We start from the raw sequence: 20,737 nt of genomic DNA, 5'->3' as shown, positions 1-20,737 counted from the left end.
GCCATCCGTCAGCGGAGTGCTGTTAGCCGCCGTAACGGTACCGTGTTTTCTGTCAAATGCCGGACGCAACCTCGCGTAATCCGCCATCGTCGAGTTACCGCGAATATTGTTATCTTCTGAAAAAGGATCTTTAAAGGGGGGAGCGTAGGTCGTCATCACCTCATCTGCGAGTTTTCCTTCAGCCCATGCCTGAGCGGCGCGCTGATGAGAACGGTGCGCCAGCGCATCCTGCTGCTCACGCGTGATGCCATAGGTTTTGGCCATTTGCTCGGCGGTATCCCCCATGCGTAAACCGGTGGAATATTCAGCCACTGCAGGTGGCACAGGCATCAGGTCGCGCAAGCGTAGTCGGGAAAAGAGCTTCAGACGTTGCCCGGTTGTGCGGGCTTTATTAACATCCACCAGTACTCGCGCCAGCTTTTTGCTGACACCAATAGGCAGAACGGAAGAGGAGTCTGCACCACCGGCAATCCCAGCACGAATAGTTCCGGCCATCAGGCTTTCCGCGACATTTGCCACGGCCTGAAAGCTGGTTGCACAAGCCCGGCTTACGCTGTAAGCATCTGTATGCACATTCATCCCGGTTCCCAGAACGATTTCACGGGCAATGTTGGGGGCTTCTGGCATTTGCACCACCTGGCCAAAAACCAGCTGTTCAATCACTTCAGCAGGTATTTCGCTGCGGGCCAGCAATTCACCAACAACCATTTTTCCCAAATCAACGGCGGGAATGCCATGAAACGCGGTAGCCTGACGGGCAAATGGCGTACGCAATCCGCTCACGATGGCGATACGGTCGCCCTGGCGGGTAACCAGCGATAAAGCCTGACTCATAACACTCCCCTGTAAAAAATAAAAATAAGTGGTCTGACCTGATCACAGTCTTAACCAATTTTTTACATTTAGCCAAGCGGGGAGAAAAGAAAGTGAGAGCTATGACACAGTGAATAGTCACTGACTGTTACGAAAATGCCCTTGCCACCAGGTGGCAAGGGCATGAGCAGAAGGGATTAACGCAGGCCCAGCTGGAAAATCAGCGTTTCAGCTTCACAGGCAAAAACAAAATCGATATCCAGACGCACACCCTCTGACTCTTCAGTGAAAGTCGGGGTGATTTTGCAAGGTTCAGACTCTACGCTACGTGCCTTCTCAGTCAGAGCGGCCAGCGTTTCTTCTGCCTCTGCGCGATTCGCGAACACGCGGCTGTAGGAAGCGGTGCAATCGGAGTTGTCCATGATGGTGCCAACATCCATACAGCAGCAAACCGGGGTTTCATCAGCACTGCATTTACTCATTGTAGATTTCCTCTGTATTCGCACCCGAGGTGCCAGATAAACGATAGGGACATTTTACGCTCCCATTATTCGCCTCTCCAGTCGTTAATTGTGCGAAATGCGATAAGTGACCGAAATCACACTTAAAAATGATCTAAAACAAAAATCGCCCAAACAGGTGAGTGCGCGCACCTGCAATTTTGCCAGCTGGATCGCGTTTCTTAGATCAGAATTGAAAATATTTATAAACATACTTGCAACATTCTGGCTGGTCCGACCTATACTCTCGCCACTGGTCTGATTTCTATGTGGTACCTCAGACCCTACACTTCGCGCTCCTGTTACGGCATGTAACATAGTTTGTATAAAAATAAATCTATGAGGTTATGGTCATGAGCCAGAAAACCCTGTTTACAAAGTCTGCTCTCGCAGTCGCAGTGGCAATTATCTCCACACAGGCCTGGTCTGCAGGCTTTCAGTTAAACGAATTTTCTTCCTCTGGCCTTGGCCGGGCATATTCGGGTGAAGGCGCTATTGCAGATGATGCTGGTAACGCCAGTCGTAACCCCGCGCTGATCATGATGTTTGATCGCCCTACTTTCTCTGCGGGTGCGATTTTCGTTGACCCGGATGTCGATATTTCCGGACGTTCGCGCATTGGTAATGACGCCAGCCAGGATAATATCGCCCCAACCGCCTGGATACCGAACGTGCATTTTGTTGCCCCGATTAACGATCAGTTTGGTTGGGGGGCGTCAGTTACCTCTAATTATGGTCTGGCAACGGAGTTTAACAATAATTACGCAGCCGGCTCGATGGGCGGAAAAACCGATCTGGAAACGCTGAACTTAAACCTGAGCGGCGCCTACCGTCTGAATAATCATTTTAGCTTCGGTCTCGGTTTTAACGCCGTCTATGCCAAAGCGAAGCTTGAGCGTTATGCAGGCGATCTGCCGCAGCAGATCGTTGCAGGCTCTGGTGGCCGGGTTCCTCCCGCCCTGGCCGCACAATACCCAGCAGATACGCAGATTGCGCGCCTGAAGGGTGACGAATGGGGCTTCGGCTGGAACGCCGGTATTCTTTATGAAGTGGATAAAGATAACCGTTACGGTTTCACCTACCGTTCGGAAGTAAAAGTTGACTTCGACGGTGATTACCGCAGCAGCCTGCCATCAATGGACCGTATTCCCGCGCAGTTGCGCCCGGTGTTTGCCAGCCTGCCTGCTGGCACTAACGGCAACACAATCGACGGATCACTTGATCTGAATCTGCCAGAAATGTGGGAGTTCTCAGGTTATAACCGCGTTGCGCCACAGTGGGCGGTTCACTACAGCATGGCATATACCAGTTGGAGTCAGTTCCAGGAGCTTAAAGCGAAAGGCAACAACGGCCAGACTCTGTTCTATAAAGAAGAAGGTTTCAAAGATTCTTACCGCATCGCGCTGGGTACGACCTACTACTACGATGATACCTGGACCTTCCGTACTGGTATCGCCTTCGATGATAGCCCAGTTCCAGCTAACCGCCGTTCCATCTCTATTCCGGATCAGGATCGCTTCTGGTTGAGTGCGGGTACAACCTATGCGTTTAATAAGGATGCTTCATTGGATGTCGGCATTTCTTATATGCACGGTCAGAAAGTGAAATTCGAAGAAGGCCCGTACTCCTTCGAATCAGAAGGGAAAGCCTGGCTGTACGGCATGAACCTGAACTACGCATTCTGATTTCCATCAGACGTAAAAAAGGTGAGCTTTTTAGCTCACCTTTTTATTTGCCTCAATTCCTTACTCAGAATCGATCTCTTTTAACTCATCCTGAATATCTTTTGCGTTCGGGTTTTCTTCTGGTTTGAGTTTACCGCCATTCGCAATAAAGTCATGACGCTGGAAGTAAGCTTCACGCACCATGATGTAAGGATCTGAAGATTGACGCAGCAGACCGTCAGAATCGAGCAGTTGCGCACGCGTTTCAATTCCTTCAACCGTCCATTTACCTATCGACAACGGCCAGGTTAACCAGGAGAGAACCGGATACAGCGTATCCACCATATCGCCGCCATCATCACGCAGCGTGAAACTGCCGTAGAACGGAAGCTGCATATATGGACCGTAACCGACATCATAATGGCCTAATGTGCTGCCGAAGCGGTGTGGTTCAACACGCTGCAACTTCGGATTCGCCATCCCCGCCACATCAATAAACCCGCCCATACCTAACAAGGTGTTGAGGAAGAAACGGGTAAAATGCACCATCCCCTGATAGGGGTCGCCTTGCAGGAAATAGTTAACCATGACAGCCGGTTCTTCAAGGTTGCCAGTAAAGTTGCTCAAACCATTACGGGCCGGCTGCGGAACATAATCACGCCAGGCTACAGCCACCGGGCGAACAACGTATGGATCCAACACATTAAAGTTGAAGTTGTACATGGTACGGTTGAACCCTTCAAATGGGTCCGAACGCCCCTGCTGTTCAGTACCGGAGCTCGCACACCCCACCAAAAGTGTGGTTCCCAGCGCAAGCGCCGACAGGCGAAGCTTCATAAGTGTCTCCCTGTGTATTATGGCTATCGCTGATTGCCATCCATGACGGAACGATGATGTATCCGCCTGATTAGATGTGAGCGATTGTAACAGCACGTCAATCGATGTCTATATGCCCTAACTTACTGATTTGATCATAGCCTGGTAATACAGACACAGTGATGGTTCATTTTAACGAAGCCAATAAAAACATGCGTTACCATTTTTGCGATTTCAGACTTTATCCACCAGCCTTCAAATAAAAACCGCTACGCTTTAGCAATACGTGCTTATTCAGGATCCTGGTATGAATGACATCGAAAAAGAGAAGATTGATCGCCACAGCGACGAGCTCCAGGTGGAAAGCGAAGAAAAGCGGAGCGGAAAAAAGATAGAGCTCAATGAGGACAGGCTCCCCTCACGTGCAATGGCGATCCACGAGCATATCCGCCAGGACGGAGAAAAAGAGATGGAACGCGACGCGATGGCGCTATTGTGGTCAGCCATCGCAGCCGGACTGTCAATGGGAGCATCGTTGTTAGCAAAGGGAATTTTTCACGTACAACTGGAGGGGGTTCCCGGCGGATTTTTGCTGGAGAATCTCGGTTATACCTTCGGCTTCATTATTGTGATTATGGCCCGCCAACAGCTCTTTACGGAAAATACCGTCACCGCCGTATTACCCGTTATGCAAAACCCTACCCTCGGCAATTTTGGTTTGTTGATGCGTCTGTGGAGCGTAGTACTACTGGGTAATATTCTGGGCACCGGGGTTGCGGCATGGGCGTTTGAATACATGCCGATTTTTGATGAGGCGACCCGCGACGCCTTCGTCAAAATAGGCATGGATGTAATGAAAAATAGCCCGACGGAGATGTTTGCCAATGCCATTGTCTCCGGCTGGTTGATTGCCACGATGGTCTGGATGTTTCCCGCCGCCGGAGCCGCAAAGATTGTCGTCATTGTCCTGATGACCTGGCTGATTGCCTTAGGCGATACCACACATATCGTCGTGGGTTCCGTTGAAATTCTCTATCTGGTCTTTACTGGCACACTGCACTGGGGCGACTTTTTCTGGCCTTTTGCCTTACCGACACTGGCCGGGAATATCTGTGGCGGGACGTTTATCTTCGCGCTGATGAGCCACGCGCAGATCCGCAACGATATGAGCAATAAACGCAAGGAAGAAGCCAGGTTGCAAGCAAAGCGGGAAGCACAACCGCAGAAAAACCAGAAAAAACAGACCTGAATGGCGACTGTTTGAGCAGTCAGGCAGCCTGAGACTTACCGTTGAGAGTAAAAAACGCTATACTCATGCCGCTTCGTCCCCTTAGTTAAATGGATATAACGAGCCCCTCCTAAGGGCTAGTTGCAGGTTCGATTCCTGCAGGGGACACCATTCACATCTAGAACGCAACGCTCTGTTTTATTTCACCATCACGGTACTTGCCATAGCTCCACACAGTTTCTCCCCCGCCGTTTAGCGCCTGAGCATTTCGCGATGCCAGACAGGAGCCAGACCGGTTTGGCAAACCCCGTATTCTGGCATCCCGTTGGACGTTAAGGTTATAATCCTGACAACGATTTTATTGGATCAGATGCAAAAATGACAAAACTCACCCTACAAGAACAGATGCTGAAAGCTGGCTTAGTTTCCAGCAAAAAAATGGCGAAAGTGCAGAGAACGGCGAAAAAATCACGCGTTCAGGCCCGTGAAGCCAGAGAAGCGGTTGAAGAGAATAAAAAAGCACAAATTGAACGGGATAAGCAGTTAAGCGATCAACAGAAACAAGCGACGCTATCGAAAGAATACAAAGCGCAGATTAAACAGCTTATTGAAATGAACAAAATCACCATTTCCAAAGGTGATATTGGGTATAACTTCACCGATAATAATCTGATTAAAAAAATCTACGTGGATAAGGTGACACAGACGCAATTAATTAAAGGACGTCTGGCTATTGCCCGGCTGACTGCTGAAAGCGAGCGTGACAGCGAATATGCTATTATCCCGGCCATCGTTGCCGATAAAATTGCGCAGCGCGACGACAGCTACATCGTCTTAAATTGCGAGCTGAGTCAGGAAGCGAAAGACGAAGACGATCCGTATGCTGACTTCGTCGTACCTGACGATTTAATGTGGTAAGCGAAAAATGCCGGATAATGAGTCCGGCATTTTTTCTAATAATGAGGTGACGACTCAGATGTTCATTCAATTGCCCTTATCATAACCGCACCTCTTCTCTCTAGAACTTATAATGCTCTTTACTTAGCCCGTATTTTCTCATCCGCAAATACAGTTTTTTACGCGGGATTTGCAGATATTCTGCTACTTCATTAATACGCCCTTGATGAATATTTAGCGCTTCGGTAATGATTTGCCGCTCATACTCTTCAACCCGGCGATCCAACGGTGTCGGTTCCGGCATATGCAACTGCGGATTAGCGGTTTCCGCCAATGGCAGCAACCCAACGGCAAAAAGCTCTGCGGCGTTTGCCAGCTCTCGCACATTACTTAACCACACACGACGTCGCATCCCTTTTAGCAATTCCCCGTCGACCTCCGGAATGGGGTGGTTCAGACGCAGACAGGCTTTTTGCAGGTAATGGCGAAATAGCGGTTCAATATCGTCCGGGCGCAGGGATAGAGGCTGGCAGGCGATTTGCGTCATGGCGAAACAGTAATAGAGTTCGGCCACGATCTGGTTTGTTGCCGCCAGTTCCACCAGCGATGTCGTGCCAACACCAATTAGCCGAAAAGGGCGCCGCTCCTGACTTTGCAGGTGAACCAAATGGTGCTGCTGCTCGCGCGTCAGACACGCTATATGGCTTAATACCAGCGTCCCACCTTGCGCTTGAGCAATCAGCTCACCGAGCTGAGCCGTGTTCCCGGCGGTGAGTTCTGCGCGGATAAACGGCCCCTGGGCGCTACGTCCCAGCTGATGCAAATAACGGGCTCCCGTCATACGTCCCGTCCCGGGTTCCCCATAAAACCAGACGGCAAGATCCGTTTCTGCCAGTTGCTGCAGCCGTTGACGGTACTGATTTATCCAGTCGCTGTAGCCAACCAGTTCAACCTGCAGCTTTTGCTGGCAGTAATGACGACGGGCAATCACAGATTTTCGCTGCTGCAATGCCTGTGCAACCAGCAACAGCAGCTTACCGGGATCGACCGGTTTTTGCAGAAAATCCCATGCCCCTTTTTTCACCGCATCCACCGCCATCGGCACATCACCATGTCCGGTAATCAGCAGGATCGGCAGCTGGTTATCATCCTGATGAAAAAGAGCCATCAGTTCGATACCGTTACAGCCAGGCATACACACGTCACTCAGGACGATACCGGGCCAGTCAGCCTGTAGCCAATTTCGGGCATCGTAGGGGTTATTGCACGCGCATACCCGATAGCCTGCCTGCTCAAGCAACAAGGTGTAAGCATCAAGGACATCGGCATCATCATCAATCAGCAGAACAGAATATTCATCACTCAACATCTTCTACATCCGTCAGGTTGAATTGCAGTACCACGCAGGCATTGCGCCCCAGTGTCGATGCCAGGCGTAGCTCGCCGTTCATCTGCGTCATTAACGAGACACAAATTGATAGCCCAATACCGAGACCAACATCCTTACTGGTGGTAAACGGTTTTAATAGCGACGGTAGCAGCGCACCAGGCCAGCCGGGGCCATTATCGCTGACAAATACACACACCGTGCTGCCCTCGACCTGCCAGTGAACGTCAATCTTCGCGGCAACCGGACAGGCATCCAGCGCATTTGCCAGTATGTTTACCAGAACTTGCTGAATTCTCACCTCATCGCCCATAACCCACACGCGCTCAACCGGCAGCGAAAGCGTACCCTGCTGCGGTTTATGCCGCATAGACAATAACTCCCAGGCCGCGCTGAAGGTTTGCCGTAAATCGACCGGATGCAGCGGTGCCCCCGGCTCGGCCCGGCGCGCAAACTGTCGCAATGAGCGGATAATGGCATCGATACGGGTAATGAGTCCTTCGGCTTTGGTTAACGTGCTTCTGGCCTGCGCCAACTGCTCCTGTTCAATTGCCCTGCCCGCAGTAAACAGATACATCGACAATGCATTCAGTGGTTGATTGATTTCGTGGGCCAGCGTGGTCATGGTCTGTCCGACCACCGCCAGTTTCGCCGTCTGAATCAATTCGCCCTGGGTCGCTCGCAGATCGGCTTCAATCTCCTTACGCTCTGCCACTTCCTGTTCAAGCTGACTTTTTTGCGTATTGAGCTGACCCAGCGTATGGCGCAGTAACCCCGCAATGCGCCCTAGCTCATCACGACCATAAACCGGGATCGAGGCATCGGTTCTGCCAAGACCAATTTGCACCACGGCCTGGTTGAGCGCGGTAAAACGCTTCACCAACCGTGAACGGATAAAGTAGTGGTTGAGTCCCCAGGCAAGAAGCAGCGCCAACAGCGTCGCCAGCAAAATAAGCCCGCCGCTAACGCGAACAATCTGCTCCAGTCGCTGGTTAAACATCTGCATTTGTTGATGGCTACTTCCCAACTGAGCCTCAAGCAATGTTCGAAAACGACCAAGTGTAGCTTCTCTGGCATGACTGGCATCAACCAGCGCTTTTTGCGCCGCGACATAATCGCGCATCGTATCGGGCATTTTATTTTTCATCATCCCGATTTCCAGCAATTCGTCGATGGTTTGCCGCAACGTGATAGTACTGGGCCAGTCGTCCAGGGTGCGAATATTTTCATCCGCCGTTTTCTTCAGATTTTCCAGATAGCGAATATGATTCTCGACCAGCATGCCGTCGTCGCTACCTGACTTCAGTTCATTCAACCTGTCGCGTAAATCATCGACAATCTGGTTTTCAATTCTTGCCAGCGTGTACACCTGTTGCTGCTCATTCTGCACCTCCCTGGCGCGTTTCAGGTACAACGCCGCGTCGCCATTTTTCGCTTCAATTTGATCCAACAACGTTCCCTGCTGCCAGGTGAAATCCTGCACCAGAGAGTTCAGTTCGGTCGTGAAATCATCATGTAACCAGTCGATTCGCGCGGAAAGTTCGCTGACTTTTTCGCGTACCAGGAACATGTTGTAGAGCACCCTGTCCAGCTCGGTCATCAATGCCCGGCTATCTTGCAAAATCACCGCCAGCTGTTGCTGTTCCGCGGGTTGCAATCCCCGGCTCAGCAGTTCAATTTTGTCCAGATGTTCGATGATCTGATTACGCAGTTGCAGCCGTACGGTCGTATTGGGGGCAAGCAGGAATTCATTAAGCTGATCGACAACCAGGTTAAGATTCCCTTCAATCAAAAAAGCGGAATGTACGCGCGGAAAATAGTCATCGAGCGAATAGCGGATTTGCGAGCTTTGCTCATGCCAGGAATACAAACTGACACAGCTCACGCTCAGCGTCAGTAAAGCCCCCGTCAAAAAAGCCCCCCGCAAACTGCTGCTGATGCTGAGCTGACGAAGACGTTGCCATAGCGAACCGCCTTTCATTGTAGTTCTTCCAGTTTTGATATCGCCAGGCGCTGGTTTTTAAGAAACCAGAGTTGCCACTCCATCATTTGCTGTTCAGCAAAGCTTTTATTATCGAATTGAGCAAGCCAGGCTTCATCTTCGCTGTTCCTGGCGTCGATTGGGACCTGGGTTAACAGCGCTCTGATTTCAGGTAACGGGTGTTTCAGACGAGTTTCCGCACTGTACAGCGCTCGCCAGGCATCCTTAAGCTGCGCGAGGCGGAAACTGATGGCCGTATCAAACATCCTCTGGACCAGTTGTTGACGCTTCAGGATCAGACGGTAATTAAGCGGTGGCTGTTTCATCAAAATGGCCTGTTGGGCTGCACGCGGGTTATCTGCTGCCAGCGACGTTACCGGATATTTACCGGTATTCGCATCTGCAAGGATCCGCTGCCCTTCCGGGCTCAATAAATAGCGGATAAAACGTTGTGCTTCATTGGCACGCGGGCTGTTTTTCAGCACGGCTACGTAGGTCGGCGAGACCGCCGAGTGTGGGAAGTAAGTAAAAGTCAGATTGGGGTCATTGAGCAGCAGATTGGCATAGTTATCAATAACCGGTCCCGCAACGCCCAATCCGCTCTTAATTTTGTCCGCAACACCAAAGCTGCGTGATGAGATGGTCACCAGGTTCCCGGCACTGGCCAGCAATGTCGCCCAACCTTCTTGCCACCCTTTTTGTTGCAGCAGTGATTCAACCATCAGGTGATTGGTATCGGAGCGCGATGGGCTACTCATCAACAGAGCATTTTGATATTTAGGATGCGTTAAATCACCCCAGTCCGTCGGTGGTGGCAGATGTCGCGCCGTCAGTGCTGAACGATTAATCAGCAGACCAAATCCCGAGAGAGCCACGGCTACAGACGTCGACCGTATTGACTCTGGCACCAGACGCTGGCTTTCCGGCAATGCATTATCAAAAGGAGCAAGTTTCTGATGCTCCTGAAGATGCTGCAGTAGCATCGGCGAAGAGGTCAAAATCAGGTCAACGTTCTCCGCATTCGCGGTATCGAGCAGTTGTTCGAGAGAAGAACTGGTCCGGTTTAGCGTGCGGATCATCACTGATCCCGGCTCCGTTTGCCAGCGCTGAATAATCCAGGCCGTTGCCCCCGGGGAAAACGTCGTCGCCATCACCAGCTCCTTCCCCTGTGCCAGACAGGTCGCCGACAGCGACATAAAACACAGTGAGAGCGCCAACAAACTACCCCGACAGAAAAGTCTGTTTGTGATCCTGCTCATAAATACCAACATCTTCGAAAAATAATATTGAGACAAAATTTACCCGTTTATCACGACACATGGAAAAGATAAAACTGCTATCAAAATAACCAGACGGAATGCGATAACAGAGATAAAGAATACCTGAAAATGTCGTTTGAATTTGTTAATACCCGCACATGCTGATGATAAAAATGCATTAAGAATAATAGCTCTGGCCTCACCATAATTCAAAAAGGTCAAAATCAGCCCCGCTTTCAGCAAATTGAGTCAATAGTGACACATTTCTTCAATTTGAATTTCTTAGCCATCTATTTCACTCTTCACTGCGAAAAATCCTGATATTCACATCAATATAAATTTAGGTGATGATATGTTATCAATATTTAAGACAGGGCCATCGGCAAATAAAGTCCCGGAAGAGAAAATTCAGGAGACTTATGGTCGATACCGCATTCAGGCGTTACTTAGCGTATTTCTTGGCTATCTTGCGTATTATATTGTACGCAATAACTTCACCCTCTCTACCCCGTACCTGAAAGAACATCTGGATCTCAGCGCAACACAGATTGGTTTACTCAGCAGTTGTATGCTAATTGCCTATGGGATCAGTAAAGGCATCATGAGTAGCCTGGCAGACAAAGCCAGCCCGAAAGTCTTTATGGCTTGCGGCCTGATCCTGTGCGCCATTGTCAACGTTGGCTTAGGGTTCAGCACCGGATTCTGGATTTTTGCCGCACTGGTCGTCTTCAACGGACTGTTCCAGGGGATGGGCGTCGGCCCCTCGTTTATTACCATCGCCAACTGGTTCCCACGCAAAGAGCGCGGACGCGTTGGCGCATTCTGGAATATCTCACACAACGTCGGTGGCGGTATTGTCGCCCCCATTGTTGGCGCCGCTTTTGCCATTCTCGGCAGCGAACACTGGCAAAGCGCCAGCTATATTGTCCCAGCCTGTGTCGCGGTGCTGTTTGCTTTTATTGTTCTGATGTTGGGCAAAGGCTCACCGCGCGAAGAAGGCTTGCCTGCTCTGGAACAGATGATGCCGGAAGAAAAAGTCGTGTTAAATGCCCGGCACATAACCCAGGCACCGGAAAACATGAGCGCCTTTCAAATTTTTTGCACCTACGTGCTGCGTAACAAAAATGCCTGGTATGTTTCATTGGTAGATGTTTTTGTCTATATGGTGCGTTTTGGCATGATCAGTTGGTTACCGATTTATCTGTTAACTGAAAAACATTTCTCGAAAGAACAAATGAGTGTGGCGTTCCTGTTTTTCGAATGGGCCGCAATTCCTTCCACACTGCTGGCGGGCTGGCTGACCGATAAACTGTTTAAAGGTCGTCGCATGCCGTTGGCCATGATTTGTATGGCGCTGATCTTCGTCTGCCTGATCGGTTACTGGAAAAGTGAATCCCTGCTGATGGTCACTATTTTTGCCGCCATCGTCGGGTGCCTGATCTATGTGCCCCAGTTCCTTGCGTCTGTTCAGACCATGGAAATCGTCCCCAGCTTTGCTGTCGGTTCGGCGGTCGGATTACGCGGTTTTATGAGCTACATTTTTGGTGCATCGCTGGGAACCAGTCTGTTTGGTGTCATGGTCGATAAAATGGGATGGCATGGCGGTTTCTATCTGTTGATGGGCGGGATTGTCTGCTGCATTCTGTTCTGCTATCTGTCTCACCGCGGGGCGCTGGAACTCGAACAACAACGAAAAAATGCCCAACAACAGGACACGGAGTTGCAGCTTGCTGATGCCAGGTAATCGGCTTTAGAGAGAAAAGTGCCAGCGATGCTGGCACTTTAGTTTGCTCAGATGGAAGCCAGAAAATCAGTCAATGTGGTACACAATTGCGTTTTCAGTTATGAACCTGCGATTTAATGCTTATTGTCCCCCACCATAAAGCGAATGATCAATCCGCATGTCGGGGCAAGAAAAAGAAACAGTCCCGTTACCATTTCGTTTCCGTCAGTCAACCGTATGGTAAAGAAATAAATTAATGCCGTAAGGATAGCCATGCCGAAAAAAGAACTAATTGACGCGGCAGCGCCCATTACCTGCCAAATATAGCAACTAACGCACAGAATGCTCAATGCGAGGAAAGTCCAAAAATAGAACATAGCGTTACCTCCTGTCTGCCGTAAAAATCGACGTAAGTCCTTACACATCCTTGAGTTTATAGTCTAAGACAATTCCTATCCGTTCGCAATTCAAGCAACATTTTCGCTACAATAACTGTTCATTTTCTGAACCGGGCATTCTCCATTGACCTTTATTTAATCGTCATAAAAACAACATATTATCTATAAGTCTATTCTTGCTTTTTATCGACCAAAAAACATTTACGAAACTTGAGGAATTATTTCTGGATGACATTAATCTTCGGGTGTACATTGTGCGTCCGATCATTCATACCCCTCGTGGTTTGTCCTGACTCAGTTTTACACTCTTTACAGGAACCATTGTCGCTCATAGTGACCTAACTGTTCAGTGACAGAGAGTAACGCTGTAGACAAAGAATCTTCGCGATACATTATTTTCGTACCAACAACAGGTGCTTATGTTCCCCCAATGTAAATTTTCGCGCGCGTTTTTGCATCCGCGCTACTGGCTCACATGGTTCGGTGTCGGTGTGCTCTGGTTACTGGTGCAACTCCCTTATCCTGTTTTATGTTTTCTGGGCACCCGTACAGGTACGCTGGCGCGCCCATTTTTAAAGCGCCGGGAATCCATTGCCCATAAAAATCTCGAACTCTGTTTCCCGAATCTGTCGCAAGAAGAAAGGAACAAACTGGTCGACGAAAACTTCCGCTCACTCGGCATGGCACTGCTTGAAACCGGTATGGCCTGGTTCTGGCCAGATCGCCGGGTGCGTAAATGGTTTGATGTTGAAGGTCTGGACAACCTGCAACGCGCTCAGGCGCATAACCGTGGCGTAATGGTAGTAGGCGTGCATTTTATGTCGCTGGAACTGGGGGGCCGCGTGATGGGGCTTTGCCAGCCAATGATGGCAACCTACCGCCCGCACAACAACAAATTAATGGAGTGGATACAAACCCGCGGCCGTATGCGCTCGAACAAAGCCATGATCGGCAGAAATAATCTGCGCGGCATTGTCGGCGCACTGAAAAAAGGGGAAGCCGTATGGTTTGCGCCCGATCAGGATTATGGCCGTAAAGGCAGTTCATTTGCGCCATTCTTCGCCGTCAAAGATGTTGCGACAACCAACGGTACCTACGTGCTGTCACGTTTGTCGGGGGCGAAAATGCTGACCGTCACCATGGTGAGAAAATCTGACAACTCCGGCTACCGTCTGTTTATCACGCCAGAAATGGAAGGTTACCCGGAAGATGAAAACCTGGCCGCGGCCTATATGAACAAAATTATCGAAAAAGAGATCATGCGCGCCCCCGAGCAGTATCTCTGGATCCACCGTCGCTTCAAAACGCGCCCGATGGGTGAAGCCTCGCTATATGTCTAAAAAGAAAGGCCGAATGGCCTTTCTTCTTTTCTACGGCTGAATTACTTAACGCCCCACTTGTTCTGGAGTTCAGTCATTCGCTCATTATAGCTTCGGGCAATGCAGGCTGGCTCATCATCCTTCTCCTTCCAGCACTCATTGCGTCCTTTGATCCACCCGCGCTGTTCCGCTTTAAGCATCGGGTCATTCTTCGATTTAGCCAGTGCCTGTTTAAAAATCCCGTTCAATTTCATGTCCATTGCAGAAAGCGACGGGCTCTGGCAAATAATATCTTCCGCACTTCCCTTTTGAACCGCAGAGCAAGAGTAAGACGGACCGGCGTTGGCCGATTTTTTCGCTGGAGAATAATCAACATTATCCTCAGGCTGACAAATCCCATGCTTGCGGTTTGGGCCAGCCCAGGATACTTCCGGGTTTCCGTCATCTTTTCTGGAAATTGAGACGGTATTTTTACCGCTCTTCGCCTCCCAGTAATTTTCATTGAAGCTTTTAATGGTCGCTTTTGCGCCATTAATCCATACATTGCCTTTACCATCACTATTCACACCACCAATACTTGCGCAGCTGAAATTGAACGCTTGCGGTGCAGCCGCCATTGACGTCAATGGCGCAAGAACAAGTGCTAACATCATTAATCTGGTCATTTTTAACCTTTTCATTATCAAATTCCGCGAAAAAATTAACCGTATTAACCTCAAGGTGATATGAGAATTCTCTGAGTAACAGTCACGTCGCTCAATAGCAATTTATTACCGTCAGAAATTAAACTGTCGCCGAATCACGACACTTGTAAGTTACTAAAATTAAATAAAAAAATGCCTCTTGTCTCACCTCATTTTTAGGCGTACATTAGCGCCGTCTGGAGCATTAAAGCTCAGAATTCTGAGGTGATGCAGCCAAGTAAGCGCGGGGTATTCTCCCTTTCGTTTATGCTCGCATCAGCTCTCTGTCAGGTAAGCATATGTTCATTGAGACGTACCCCAGGTACGCGGAGAGATGAAAAGTGAAATATTTCTTTATGGGCATTTCTTTTATGGTCATCGTTTGGGCCGGTACTTTCGCCCTGATGATCTAAATAAAAAGACGCAGCAAAAAAACAGGAGCCATTTGGCTCCTGTTTGCGTTTGGGGAATCGTGTTATCAGTCGGTACTTTCCGTGGTCGATTTCGCACTGGCAGGCAGCAAACCATCCGCGCGAAACATTGCTTTGATGCCGCGGATTGCCTGGCGGGTACGGTCACGGTTTTCAATCAACGCAAAGCGCACGTGTGTATCACCATAGTCCCCAAAGCCAATCCCCGGCGAAACACAAACCTTCGCCTCATTCAGCAATTTTTTGGCAAATTCAAGCGACCCCATTGCGGCGTATTGCTCTGGAATTTTCGCCCACACGTACATCGACGCTTTTGGCATTTCAACCATCCAGCCCGCTTCATGCAGCCCCTTGACCAGCACATCGCGACGACGCTTATATTGCTCAGCGATATCCCGTACGCACTGCTGATCGCCTTCCAGCGCGGCAATAGCGGCTACCTGCAGCGGTGTAAACGTTCCGTAATCGTGATAGCTCTTAATGCGCGCCAGTGCGTTTACCAGCGTTTTATTGCCAACCATAAAGCCAATGCGCCACCCCGCCATGTTATAGCTTTTCGACAAGGTGAAAAATTCAACGGCAACATCACGGGCACCCGGAACCTGCATAATCGATGGCGCTTTCCAGCCGTCGTAGACAATATCGGCATAGGCCAGGTCATGAACCACCAGCACGTCGTAGCGTTTAGCCAGTGCGACGACCTTTTCGAAAAACTCCAGCTCGACACACTGCGCCGTCGGGTTGGACGGGAAGCCTAAGATCATCATCTTCGGTTTCGGGTAGCTTTCGCGAATCGCGCGCTCCAGTTCATTAAAGAAGTCGACCCCTTCCACCAGCGGCACGGAACGCACCTGTGCTCCGGCGATAACGGCACCATAAATATGGATGGGGTAACTGGGATTAGGCACCAGAACCGTGTCGCCGTGATCCAATGTAGCCAACATCAGGTGAGCCAGCCCCTCTTTGGAGCCAATTGTTACAATCGCTTCGGATTCAGGATCGATCTCGACGTCATAGCGTTCCTGATACCAGCGAGAAATCGCCCGACGTAAACGAGGAATACCGCGCGATGTTGAATAACCGTGGGTATCCGGGCGCTGCGCCACGGTACACAGTTTTTCGACAATGTGAGGAGGCGTGGCCCCATCCGGGTTCCCCATGCTGAAATCGATAATATCTTCGCCGCGCCGACGCGCAGCCATCTTCAGTTCAGCGGTAATGTTAAAAACGTAAGGGGGAAGACGATCAATACGCGTAAAACGACGTTCAGGGCGGGAATCAGCCATAATATCCTCAAATGTACGTTAGCGCCCGGACCGTCCGAGCGACGCTGCCACGATGGTGGCACGTTTAGAAAATAGCCTGATTAATTTCCTTCTGTCGAGAGGTACAGCAAAATATTTTTTATCGGCATAAAAGAGGAACAACATTTCTAAAACGGGAAATTCATGAATATCCAACCCTTATGAAATCACCAATTATTAACATTTTGTTGTTAAATACATTACGTTGAGGTCCGCCTTCACTGGAGAGATATTGTAAATACAACAATCATGCAACAATCCCCTTTTAATATTGTGGTTTTTCCTCATTAGTCCATGCTGACAGGTATGCTGGTCATCCTGCCTCAGGTTACCTATCATAGAGGTTTAACCCCTTCGCAAGAGTCACCTGTGCACGAAATATTCAATATGCTGCTGGCGGTCTTTGATCGGGCAGCGCTGATGCTGTTCTGTCTGTTTTTCCTGATTCGTATCCGCCTGTTCCGCGAACTGTTGCACAAGTCAGCCCACTCGGTGAAAGAGCTGCTCGCCGTTACTGCCATTTTCTCCATGTTTGCACTGTTCAGCACCTGGTCTGGTGTACCGGTAGAAGGCTCACTGGTGAACGTGCGTATTATTGCAGTGATGTCAGGAGGAATTCTGTTCGGCCCATGGGTCGGTATCATTACCGGACTCATCGCGGGTACACATCGTTATCTGATTGATATTGGAGGTGTTACCGCCCTTCCCTGTTTTATTACCAGTATCCTTGCTGGCTGTATTGCGGGTTGGATCAACCGAAAAATCCCTAAGGCGCAACACTGGCGCGCCGGTATTTTAGGCGGGATGCTTTGCGAGTCATTGACCATGATTCTGGTGGTCGCCTGGGCCCCCACTACCGAACTGGGGCTGGATATTGTCTCGAAAATCGGTATCCCAATGATCCTTGGCAGCGTCTGTATCGGCTTTATCGTCATGCTGGTACAAAGCGTGGAAGGAGAGAAAGAAGCCAGTGCGGCAAAACAGGCTAAACTGGCGCTGGATATCGCTAACAAAACCCTGCCGCTTTTTCGTCAGGTCAATAGCGAGTCGCTACGCCAGGTGTGCGAGATTATTCGCCATGATATTCATGCAGATGCCGTCGCGATCACCAATACCCAGCACGTTCTGGCCTATGTCGGCGTTGGCGAACTGAACTACCGCGATAACGATGATTTCGTTAGCCCTACCACCCAGCAGGCGATAAATTACGGAAAAATCATCATCAAGAACAATGATGAAGCACATCGCACGCCGGAAATACACTCCATGCTGGTAATACCGTTGTGGGAAAAAGGTGTGGTCACCGGTACGCTGAAAATCTACTACTGCCATGCCCACCAGATCACCTCCTCATTACAAGAAATGGCTATCGGCCTGTCACAAATTATCTCAACTCAGCTTGAGGTTTCCCGTGCCGAGCAGCTACGTGAAATGGCAAATAAGGCAGAGTTGCGGGCACTACAAAGTAAAATAAATCCCCATTTCCTGTTTAATGCGTTAAACGCGATCTCATCGTCAGTGCGGCTTAACCCGGACACTGCACGCCAGCTCATTTTTAATTTATCTCGCTATCTTCGCTATAATATTGAATTAAAAGATGATGAGCAGATCGACATCAAGAAAGAGCTGTATCAAATTAAGGATTACATTGCCATTGAGCAGGCCCGTTTTGGCGATAAGTTGACGGTTATTTATGATATTGATGAAGAGGTCAGCTGTTTTATTCCCAGCCTGCTGATTCAGCCATTGGTTGAAAATGCCATCGTTCATGGGATCCAACCCTGCAAAGGGAAAGGTGTGGTCACTATCAGCGTGGCGGAATGTGGTAATCGGGTGCGCATTGCCGTCAGAGATACCGGTCATGGTATCGATCCAAAAGTCATTGAACGCGTTGAGTCCAATGAAATGCCAGGCAATAAAATTGGCCTGTTGAATGTGCATCACCGCGTTAAACTCCTGTACGGCGAAGGGCTACATATCCGCCGTCTTGAGCCTGGCACAGAGATTGCCTTTTACGTGCCAAACCAGCACTCACCTGCAGCAGCCCCGGCCACATTATTGCTTTAACCAGGAGTTAAGTTGTGAAAGTCATCATTGTTGAAGATGAATTCCTGGCCCAACAGGAACTTAGCTGGCTGATAAAAGAGCACAGCCAGATGGAGATTGTCGGCACATTTGACGACGGTCTGGATGTGCTTAAATACCTGCAGCACAACCGCGTTGACGCTATTTTTCTGGATATTAATATTCCGTCACTGGATGGTGTGCTGCTGGCGCAAAACATCAGTCAGTTCGCGCATAAACCCTTTATTGTGTTTATTACTGCCTGGAAAGAACACGCTGTTGAAGCCTTTGAACTGGAAGCGTTTGACTACATTCTGAAACCGTACCAGGAATCACGGATTGTCGGCATGTTGCAAAAACTGGAGGCAGCCTGGCAGCAACAGCAAACAGGAACCCCCCTTACCAGCCCGGTGATGCGTGAAAACGATACGATCAACCTGATCAAAGACGAGCGGATCATCGTTACGCCAATCAACGATATTTACTACGCTGAAGCCCATGAAAAGATGACCTTCGTCTACACGCGACGCGAATCGTATGTCATGCCGATGAACATCACCGAATTTTGCAGCAAACTGCCTGCTTCACATTTTTTCCGCTGCCACCGCTCATTCTGCGTAAACCTGAACAAAATCCGCGAGATCGAACCGTGGTTTAACAACACCTATATTTTGCGATTAAAAGATCTGGAATTTGAAATCCCGGTTAGCCGGAGCAAAGTAAAAGAATTCAGGCAATTAATGCATTTATAGTGCGATTAGTCATGATCGTGCGGATCGTTGTAAAATGGCGATCTACTGCCGGTGCTATAAAACGTAATAAATTGAATTTTCAATGAAATACAGACATGTGCTATCTCAGTTATGTTTTCAGATGCTGGAAATGGGTGCGGATCGCCGTACGGTGAAAAAAGCCCTCACCTCCCGTCGAATGAAGGCACGTCAGGCTGTCGTACTGCTGTGCAAGCAAGAGATGGTGCTACTGAGAGCCGGGAAACTGCCGATACAAAACGCAACAAGCACGACATCTCACTGACAATAACAGGTCGCGAGCTAACTAAACCATTAACTCGCGACCACTTCGCGTACAGAGCATGCTACAGGCTAAACTGAATTAACTAAGAGCAACCTTCCGGCACGAGTCTTACAGAATGTGCCCCAGCGTCTGGCGTAAGTGCGCGCCGGAACCAAGCAGACCTGGATTATCATGCACAATCAGATATACCGGGATATCCTGCACATAGGCTTTAAAACGCCCTTTATCCTCAAAACCACCGCGAAAACCCGACGCTTTAAAGAATTCCAGGAAGCGCGGCACTATGCCTCCGGCAATGTACACCCCGCCAAACGTCCCCAGCGTTAATGCCAGATCGCCGCCAAACCGGCCCATGATGACGCAAAACAGCGACAGTGCACGGCGACAGTCAATACAGGAGTCGGCCAGGGCGCGTTCCGTAATGTCTTTCGGTTGCAGATTTTCCGGCAAACGTCCGTCGGATTTCACAATCGCACGATACAGATTTACCAGCCCAGGACCAGAAAGCACGCGCTCCGCAGAAACGTGACCAATCTCAGCCCGCAGCACTTCCAGGATAATCGCTTCTTCCTCGCTGTTCGGCGCAAAATCTACATGCCCCCCCTCGCCTGGCAGGCTCACCCAGCGTTTATCCACATGAACCAGATGCGCCACGCCGAGACCGGTGCCTGCGCCATAGACCGCAATAGGTTTGCCCTCGACAGGCTCAGCGCCGCCAAACTGGATCAAATGCTCTTTTTTCAGCATTGGGATTGCCATTGATACGGCTGTGAAATCATTGATGATTTCCAGATGGCTAAAACCCAGACTCTTTTTCATCTCGGCAATAGAAAATGCCCAGGTATGGTTGGTCATGGCCACCCAGTCGCCGGTTATTGGGCAGGCAATAGCGATACAGCCATCTTTGACGCTAACGCTATGCTCATCCAGGTACACGCGCACAACGGCTTCAAGGCTTGGGTAATCCAGCCCGGAATAGGTTTTCGCCTGCGAAATCTCGCCACTGGCAATATCGCACAGAGCAAGACGCGCATTGGTGCCGCCAACATCACCCACTAAAGCATATTTTGTCATTCTTCCACGGCTCCGCTAAAGTCAGAATACATCTTTGTCACACTGTAAATTCATGGGGGCATAACAACAACGCCCTGAAGGCTGATGCCCGTGGAATATCGATCCAGGTCACAGAATTACTTTATCGTTTCAGCACCTTTTGCAGCGATGCCGTTGGGCAG

At 49.7% G+C, this 20,737-nt stretch carries 19 protein-coding genes and 1 tRNA gene; 10 read left to right on the top strand and 10 right to left on the bottom strand.

Annotation, left to right across the window (positions count from 1 at the left end; all coding sequences use genetic code 11):
• On the bottom strand, positions 1-834 hold an 834-nt coding region (locus tag FDX03_RS22995), incomplete at its 3' end, for an acetyl-CoA C-acyltransferase (RefSeq protein WP_249356984.1).
• A 176-nt stretch (positions 835-1,010) separates the two neighbouring features.
• Positions 1,011-1,295, bottom strand: coding sequence for a YfcZ/YiiS family protein (locus FDX03_RS04450; protein ID WP_005129756.1), 285 nt, complete (start codon positions 1,293-1,295; stop codon positions 1,011-1,013).
• Positions 1,296-1,666: 371 nt separating this feature from the next.
• Between FDX03_RS04450 and fadL the strand changes: the two genes are divergently transcribed.
• On the top strand, positions 1,667-2,998 hold the full coding sequence (gene fadL, locus FDX03_RS04445; RefSeq protein ID WP_061068238.1) for a long-chain fatty acid transporter FadL: 1,332 nt from the start codon (positions 1,667-1,669) through the stop codon (positions 2,996-2,998).
• 60 nt (positions 2,999-3,058) lie between these two features.
• Here the strand turns inward: fadL and mlaA are convergent, their stop codons facing one another.
• Entirely contained in the window at positions 3,059-3,814 is a 756-nt protein-coding gene (gene mlaA / locus FDX03_RS04440) for a phospholipid-binding lipoprotein MlaA (protein WP_005129765.1), read from the bottom strand.
• 286 nt (positions 3,815-4,100) lie between these two features.
• Here mlaA and FDX03_RS04435 point away from each other — a divergent pair, with 286 nt between their 5' ends.
• The 3 genes from FDX03_RS04435 (at position 4,101) to FDX03_RS04425 (ending at position 5,939) form a co-directional block, all read left to right on the top strand.
• Positions 4,101-5,042, top strand: coding sequence for a formate/nitrite transporter family protein (locus FDX03_RS04435; protein ID WP_101742332.1), 942 nt, complete (start codon positions 4,101-4,103; stop codon positions 5,040-5,042).
• Between the two features lie 75 nt (positions 5,043-5,117).
• Positions 5,118-5,192, top strand: a tRNA-Arg gene (locus tag FDX03_RS04430).
• Between the two features lie 207 nt (positions 5,193-5,399).
• A complete protein-coding gene (locus tag FDX03_RS04425) occupies positions 5,400-5,939 on the top strand; it encodes a DUF2058 domain-containing protein (protein ID WP_137345531.1) in 540 nt (179 codons plus the stop codon).
• A 100-nt stretch (positions 5,940-6,039) separates the two neighbouring features.
• On the opposite strand, the gene pgtA is transcribed toward FDX03_RS04425, so the two are convergent.
• The 3 genes from pgtA to pgtC are packed head-to-tail and all read right to left on the bottom strand — an operon-like array spanning position 6,040 to position 10,482.
• A complete protein-coding gene (gene pgtA, locus FDX03_RS04420; RefSeq protein WP_061068241.1) occupies positions 6,040-7,287 on the bottom strand; it encodes a two-component system response regulator PgtA in 1,248 nt (415 codons plus the stop codon).
• Positions 7,277-9,286 (bottom strand): two-component system sensor histidine kinase PgtB, encoded by a 2,010-nt coding sequence (gene pgtB / locus FDX03_RS04415; RefSeq protein ID WP_061068242.1) that lies wholly within the window; start codon positions 9,284-9,286, stop codon positions 7,277-7,279. Before pgtB ends, pgtA begins: the two co-directional genes overlap by 11 nt.
• On the bottom strand, positions 9,283-10,482 hold the full coding sequence (gene pgtC / locus FDX03_RS04410) for a phosphoglycerate transport regulator PgtC (RefSeq protein ID WP_115602392.1): 1,200 nt from the start codon (positions 10,480-10,482) through the stop codon (positions 9,283-9,285). Before pgtC ends, pgtB begins: the two co-directional genes overlap by 4 nt.
• Positions 10,483-10,897: 415 nt before the next feature.
• On the opposite strand from pgtC, the gene pgtP reads away from it, so the two are divergent.
• Entirely contained in the window at positions 10,898-12,289 is a 1,392-nt protein-coding gene (pgtP, locus tag FDX03_RS04405) for a phosphoglycerate transporter PgtP (protein WP_137345530.1), read from the top strand.
• Positions 12,290-12,402: 113 nt separating this feature from the next.
• Here the strand turns inward: pgtP and FDX03_RS04400 are convergent, their stop codons facing one another.
• Positions 12,403-12,645, bottom strand: coding sequence for a DUF2545 family protein (locus tag FDX03_RS04400; protein ID WP_048211012.1), 243 nt, complete (start codon positions 12,643-12,645; stop codon positions 12,403-12,405).
• 440 nt (positions 12,646-13,085) lie between these two features.
• On the opposite strand from FDX03_RS04400, the gene lpxP reads away from it, so the two are divergent.
• Positions 13,086-14,006: a kdo(2)-lipid IV(A) palmitoleoyltransferase gene (lpxP, locus tag FDX03_RS04395; RefSeq protein WP_048211011.1), complete on the top strand. Its 921-nt coding sequence runs from the start codon at positions 13,086-13,088 to the stop codon at positions 14,004-14,006.
• Between the two features lie 41 nt (positions 14,007-14,047).
• On the opposite strand, the gene FDX03_RS04390 is transcribed toward lpxP, so the two are convergent.
• The gene (locus FDX03_RS04390) at positions 14,048-14,665 is read right to left on the bottom strand and encodes a lysozyme inhibitor LprI family protein (RefSeq protein ID WP_061068243.1); all 618 of its coding nucleotides are present in this window, start codon (positions 14,663-14,665) and stop codon (positions 14,048-14,050) included.
• Positions 14,666-15,009: 344 nt separating this feature from the next.
• On the opposite strand from FDX03_RS04390, the gene ypdK reads away from it, so the two are divergent.
• Positions 15,010-15,081: a membrane protein YpdK gene (ypdK, locus tag FDX03_RS04385; protein WP_010723117.1), complete on the top strand. Its 72-nt coding sequence runs from the start codon at positions 15,010-15,012 to the stop codon at positions 15,079-15,081.
• A gap of 65 nt (positions 15,082-15,146) precedes the next feature.
• On the opposite strand, the gene alaC is transcribed toward ypdK, so the two are convergent.
• A complete protein-coding gene (gene alaC / locus FDX03_RS04380; protein ID WP_061068244.1) occupies positions 15,147-16,385 on the bottom strand; it encodes an alanine transaminase in 1,239 nt (412 codons plus the stop codon).
• Between the two features lie 387 nt (positions 16,386-16,772).
• On the opposite strand from alaC, the gene FDX03_RS04375 reads away from it, so the two are divergent.
• From FDX03_RS04375 to FDX03_RS04365, 3 genes are all read left to right on the top strand, one after another.
• Positions 16,773-18,470, top strand: coding sequence for a sensor histidine kinase (locus FDX03_RS04375; protein WP_086523807.1), 1,698 nt, complete (start codon positions 16,773-16,775; stop codon positions 18,468-18,470).
• A gap of 14 nt (positions 18,471-18,484) precedes the next feature.
• On the top strand, positions 18,485-19,219 hold the full coding sequence (ypdB, locus tag FDX03_RS04370; protein ID WP_048211008.1) for a two-component system response regulator YpdB: 735 nt from the start codon (positions 18,485-18,487) through the stop codon (positions 19,217-19,219).
• Between the two features lie 82 nt (positions 19,220-19,301).
• On the top strand, positions 19,302-19,502 hold the full coding sequence (locus FDX03_RS04365; protein WP_071887368.1) for a hypothetical protein: 201 nt from the start codon (positions 19,302-19,304) through the stop codon (positions 19,500-19,502).
• A 108-nt stretch (positions 19,503-19,610) separates the two neighbouring features.
• On the opposite strand, the gene glk is transcribed toward FDX03_RS04365, so the two are convergent.
• Positions 19,611-20,576, bottom strand: a complete 966-nt coding sequence (gene glk, locus FDX03_RS04360) for a glucokinase (RefSeq protein WP_137345529.1) — start codon at positions 20,574-20,576, stop codon at positions 19,611-19,613.
• Positions 20,577-20,737 lie beyond the last annotated feature (161 nt).

Source organism: Citrobacter sp. wls827 (assembly GCF_005280875.1).
GTDB classification, from domain to species: Bacteria; Pseudomonadota; Gammaproteobacteria; order Enterobacterales; family Enterobacteriaceae; genus Citrobacter; species Citrobacter youngae.
Note: the sequence above shows the minus strand (reverse complement) of the source record. Positions and strands in the feature narration are given on the sequence as shown.